Origin of the sequence: Methanospirillum hungatei, assembly GCF_020216685.1 — an archaeon.
Classification (GTDB): Archaea; Halobacteriota; Methanomicrobia; order Methanomicrobiales; family Methanospirillaceae; genus Methanospirillum; species Methanospirillum hungatei_B.
The window spans coordinates 1-3,816 of record NZ_JAIWNS010000280.1 but is presented as its reverse complement, the minus strand read 5'-3'; the positions used below and the strand labels follow the sequence as shown (position 1 = coordinate 3,816).

Annotated in this window: 5 protein-coding genes and 1 CRISPR repeat array; all 5 genes read left to right on the top strand. The window is 47.0% G+C overall.

The annotated features are described in order from the left end of the window. A partial coding sequence (cas7e, locus tag LDL35_RS14940; RefSeq protein WP_304023936.1) for a type I-E CRISPR-associated protein Cas7/Cse4/CasC occupies nucleotides 1-743 on the top strand: 743 nt, incomplete at its 5' end. Further along, nucleotides 740-1,477: a type I-E CRISPR-associated protein Cas5/CasD gene (gene cas5e, locus LDL35_RS14935; protein ID WP_304023933.1), complete on the top strand. Its 738-nt coding sequence runs from the start codon at nucleotides 740-742 to the stop codon at nucleotides 1,475-1,477. The genes cas7e and cas5e, both read left to right, overlap by 4 nt. Nucleotides 1,478-1,479: 2 nt before the next feature. After that, complete coding sequence (gene cas6e, locus LDL35_RS14930; protein ID WP_304023931.1) at nucleotides 1,480-2,166, top strand: type I-E CRISPR-associated protein Cas6/Cse3/CasE; 687 nt, start codon at nucleotides 1,480-1,482, stop codon at nucleotides 2,164-2,166. Continuing rightward, nucleotides 2,163-3,062, top strand: coding sequence for a type I-E CRISPR-associated endonuclease Cas1e (gene cas1e, locus LDL35_RS14925; RefSeq protein WP_304023928.1), 900 nt, complete (start codon nucleotides 2,163-2,165; stop codon nucleotides 3,060-3,062). The genes cas6e and cas1e overlap by 4 nt, the downstream gene beginning before the upstream one ends. A 6-nt stretch (nucleotides 3,063-3,068) precedes the next feature. Further along, a complete protein-coding gene (cas2e, locus tag LDL35_RS14920; protein ID WP_011448383.1) occupies nucleotides 3,069-3,362 on the top strand; it encodes a type I-E CRISPR-associated endoribonuclease Cas2e in 294 nt (97 codons plus the stop codon). A 62-nt stretch (nucleotides 3,363-3,424) separates the two neighbouring features. Further along, a CRISPR array of direct repeats spans nucleotides 3,425-3,816; the repeat unit is 26 nt; unit sequence GAGTTCCCCGTGTGTATGGGGATGAA.

Genomic DNA, 3,816 nt, shown 5'->3' with positions numbered 1-3,816 from the left:
AAAAGAGTAATAAAAATCCTCTCTCCCATAAGCAGATGGTTCATTATAGTCCGGAAGAGATTGCTGGAATTGATGATCTTCTTGGTCGGATTTCTGGTGGTGAAAAAGTATCAGATGATGATTGTATTCGACTTCGATCCGATCATAAAGCTGTTGATATTGCTTTATTCGGACGTATGCTTGCAGATAATGCAGCATATAATACTGAAGCCGCGGTTCAGGTTTCCCATGCAATAACGGTGCATGATACGCCGGTTGAAGATGACTATTTTACAGCGGTTGATGATCTGAATCAGCTTGATGATACTGCAGGAGCCGGACATATTGGTGAAGCAGAGTTTGGTGCTGGTCTTTTTTATACCTATATCTGTATTAACCGGGATTTATTGAAAGAAAACCTTCAAGGTGATGCTGAGCTTTCGAACCGGGCAATTGAGGCTCTTATTCGTGCCGCTTCCATGGTTAGTCCTTCAGGGAAACAGAATAGTTTTGCATCACGCTCGTATGCTTCATATCTTCTTGTTGAAAAGAGTACAGAACAGCCACGTTCTCTTGCAGCCGCCTTTTTCAAACCTGTTTCGGGTAAGGAGATCTACGCAGATGCTGTGAAAAATCTTGAGGGTCTTCGGGATAGAATGGATAATGCATATGGGACCTCTTTTAAGCAATCATCCAGATCTATGAATGTTATTGATGGAACAGGAAGTCTGACCGATATTATCTCATTTGTGTTAGAGTCATGACGAAGTTTTGTCTCATTAATCTCTACGGGCCGATGGCCGGATATGGGGGGATTGCAGTAGGTGAGATGCGGTCTTCATGGTCAAGACCATCCCGTTCAGCGGTTCTTGGAATGGTTGCTGCAGCCCTTGGTATTCGTCGGGATGATGAAGAAGCCCAGAACAAACTCCAGGCCGGATATGGTTTCTCGGTGATGGTCCTGCAATCCGGCACAATGATACAGGATTTTCATACCATTCAGTCAGTCCACTCATCTTCCTTAAAGAAACTGAATCATGTAATGACCAGGAAGGATGAGATGAATGTTGGGGATACGGAAACAATTCTCTCCCGTAGGGAGTACCTGTGTGATCATGTTTCTGTTGCCTGTGTATGGATCCGTGATGCTGAGTTAGCTCAGTTCTCTCTTGAGGAGATTGCAGCATCGTTTCGAAATCCTGTTTTTTGTTTGTATTTGGGAAGAAAGTCCTGTCCTCCTGCCCTTCCTGTTCATGCACGGGTCATACAGGCTGATTCATTGAAGTCAGCCCTGGTTCAGCATATCGAGGGGTTTGATCTCCTCAATGGTTTCAGAGTACCGGATCGGGTGTCTCTCTATTTTGAGGATGGTATTGATATCGGATTTGATGAGCCGGTGATGGTTATGAAGAGGCGTGATAATATATTATCCCGGTCGAGGTGGCAGTTTTCTGACCGTAATGAATATTATGCTCGTATTTCTGTTTCCGAGGTGTGATAATGTTTTTCTCTAAAATGACACTGGATAGAGACGCTGCGATTTCAGGTCGGTTTCGGGATCTTGTGACTGGCCCGTATCAGGTGCATGAAGTGATCTGGGATCTTTTTGCAGATCACCCTGATAGAAAGAGGGATTTTTTATATCGTGCGGAGTTAACCGGTAGGGAGCCAGTTGTTTATATGCTTTCAGCCAGGGCGCCTGTTTATGAAGGGAATGTGTGGAGGATTCTTTCAAAGCCTTTTCATCCGGTTCTCCAGAAGGGTGATCTGCTGAATTTTCGAATCCGCATAAATCCTATTGTAACAAAGACTGAACCTGATCCGGATAGAAAGCGGATTCGTCATCGCCATGATGTGATTATGGATGCAAAAAGAAGACTCAATGAGGCACATTCATCTTTTTCAATGGGTGATCTGGTTCAACAGGAGTCGGTCCGCTGGCTTCGTCAGCGTAGTGAAAAAGGTGGGTTTTCCTTATGTGAGGATAGAGTAATTGCAGGGGGATACCGAAAGATGCAGTTTTCACAGGGAAGGAAAAAAAATACCATCTCAATCAGTATTGTAGATTGTGATGGGGTTCTTCGGGTTACTGATCCTGACTTATTTCTCCAGATGCTCTGTAATGGGCTTGGGCCGGCAAAAGGGTTTGGCTGTGGGCTCATGATGGTGAAACGGGCAGATGTATGACACCTTCCCTCCCTGATATTAAGCCGATTCCAATAAAAGAGCGTTCTTCTGTTGTATTTCTCGGTAGGGGAGAATTGGATGTTATTGATGGTGCCTTTGTTCTGGTTGATACGAATGGGATCAGGATGCAGATTCCTGTCGGTGGCCTTGCATCGCTGATGCTGGAACCTGGGTCACGGGTTTCCCATGCAGCGGTCTCTCTTGCATCGAAAGTTGGTTGTCTGCTTGTTTTTGTAGGTGAAGGTGGTGTTCGTCTCTATTCTGTTGGTCATCCCGGGGGTGCCCGATCAGATCGTCTTTTGTACCAGGCACGTCTTGCTCTTGATGAGGTATTACGGCTAAAGGTTGTGAAGAGGATGTTCTCTCTCCGGTTTGGAGAGGATTTTTCTGATGCATATTCTGTTGAACAGTTACGGGGACTTGAAGGGGTTCGTGTCAGGGAAGGGTATCGTAAGATTGCAAGAGATACTGGTGTCATCTGGAATGGCAGGCGATATGATCCTCATTCCTGGGGGAGTGCTGATCTTCCGAATAGATGTCTTAGTGCAGCAACCGCCAGTTTATATGGGATTTGTGAGGCTGCTGTTCTTGCTGCAGGGTATTCTCCTTCTATCGGGTTCTTACATACGGGAAAGCCGCTTTCTTTTGTGTATGATATTGCAGACCTTTTCAAATTTGAAACGGTTGTCCCTGCAGCGTTTAAAACGGCTGCATTAAATCCCAGGGAGCCTGAGCGTGAGGTCAGGTATGCCTGCCGCGATTTATTCCGGGAAACACAACTCCTCAAGAGGATTATTCCAACGATTGAGGAGGTGCTGACAGCTGGTGGCATTTCTGCGCCTGCTCCTCCTGACTGGGTTGTTCCACCGGCGATTCCTGTTGATGAGGAGGGATGAGCCGGCATGATTGTTGTGGTAACAGAAGGAGTCCCGCCGTCATTACGAGGGAGGCTTGCAGTTTGGCTCTTGGAGGTCCGTTCTGGAGTGTATGTGGGTTCATATTCTGTGCGAGTCAGAGATATGATCTGGAGTCAGGTATGTTCGGGTATTGGAAAAGGAAATGCCGTGATGATGTGGCACACACCGACAGAAGCAGGGTTTAAATTTGAGACCGTGGGTCATAACCGCCGGATTCCGATTGATGCTGATGGCCATCCATTAGTAGCATTTATGCCGGAGGAAAATAAGAAAAAGTAATGTTCACCTGATATGGGCATCCGGAGGAAGGGCGTTTCCTCCAAGAGGAGAAAAAGGGAAGAGAGTTCCCCGTGTGTATGGGGATGAACCGCAGGGTATCGTGTTTCTGGAAACCAGCCTGTTGAGTTCCCCGTGTGTATGGGGATGAACCGAGCATGGCCACTTTAGAGCCTCGCTATTGCGTGAGTTCCCCGTGTGTATGGGGATGAACCGTGGAATCAGACCGGGATGCTCTGGTAGATGCAGAGTTCCCCGTGTGTATGGGGATGAACCGTCAAGAGCGGGCTGTATTGCTATCCGGGGATGGAGTTCCCCGTGTGTATGGGGATGAACCGAATACCATGCTAAATCAATATCACCCGGGGCAGAGTTCCCCGTGTGTATGGGGATGAACCGTGGAAGAACCGGGTGTATGTCGATGCAAAGATGAGTTCCCCGTGTGTATGGGGATGAA